The following is an 860-nucleotide window of genomic DNA, read 5'->3' as shown; positions in this document are numbered from 1 at the left end:
CTGGCCGTCCGGGCGCTGCGGGGCGGTGGCCCCGGCCTGGACAACTGGCTGGTGGCGGTGGGGACGCTGTGGCTGCGGGGCGACGAGGAGACGTTCCAGGCCGCGGCCGCCTGGGCTGCGGGCGAGGATCCGCTGCGGCAGGCGTTCGGTGTGGACGTCCTGGCGCGGCTCGGTTTCCATACCGGTGGCAGGCCGTTCGCCGAACGGGCGGTCCCGCTGCTGCGGGAGCTTGCCCGGTCCGGGGCCCCGGTGCCGGCCGAGGCGGCGGCGCGNNCTCGGCCGGCGGTCGGGGCGGTCAGGTGGGACGGTCGGCCTCGTCGAGCAGGTAGCGGCGCTCGACCTGGTTGTCGGTCAGGGCCGCCGCCTCGCGGTACAGGGTCGTCGCACCGGCCACGTCGCCTGTCATCTGCAGCAGGTGGGCGCGCACCGCGCGTTCCCGCTGCCGGGTGAGAGGGTCCTGGTCCAGTCCGTGGCGCCGGTTGAGGTCGTCGAGCAGTGCCATCGCACGGGCCGGCCCGTATGCCTGGGCGACCGCGACCACCCGGCTCAGCCGCACCGGTGCGGTCGGGGTGAGCCGTTCGAACCACAGGTACAGCATCGCGATCTGCGGCCAGTCCGTCCGCTCCGGCGTCGCGGCCGCCGCGTGCAGGGCCGCGATCGCCGCCTGCAGTTGGTAGGGGCCCGTAGCGCGCCGGCTCCAGACGCTGTCGATCAGCTGGGTTCCCTCGCGGATCAGGTCGCGGTCCCAGCGGGTGCGGTCCTGTTCGTCCAGCGGCACCAGCCCGCCGTGGTCGCCGATGCGGGCCGCGCGCCGCGACTCGGTGAGCAGCATCAGCGCCAGCAGGCCGGTCGCCTCGGCG

At 75.6% G+C, this 860-nt stretch carries 1 protein-coding gene; it reads right to left on the bottom strand.

The genetic code is table 11. From position 1 onward, the window contains the following. Positions 1 to 295: 295 nt before the first annotated feature. The coding region (locus BFF76_RS30125) for a DUF6596 domain-containing protein (RefSeq protein ID WP_338058049.1) at positions 296 to 860 on the bottom strand (565 nt) is incomplete at its 5' end.

Source organism: Streptomyces mutomycini, from assembly GCF_001700505.1.
In the GTDB taxonomy this organism is placed as follows: Bacteria; Actinomycetota; Actinomycetes; order Streptomycetales; family Streptomycetaceae; genus Streptomyces; species Streptomyces mutomycini.
The sequence above is the reverse complement of the archived record's forward strand: the minus strand, read 5'-3'. Positions and strand labels throughout refer to the sequence as shown.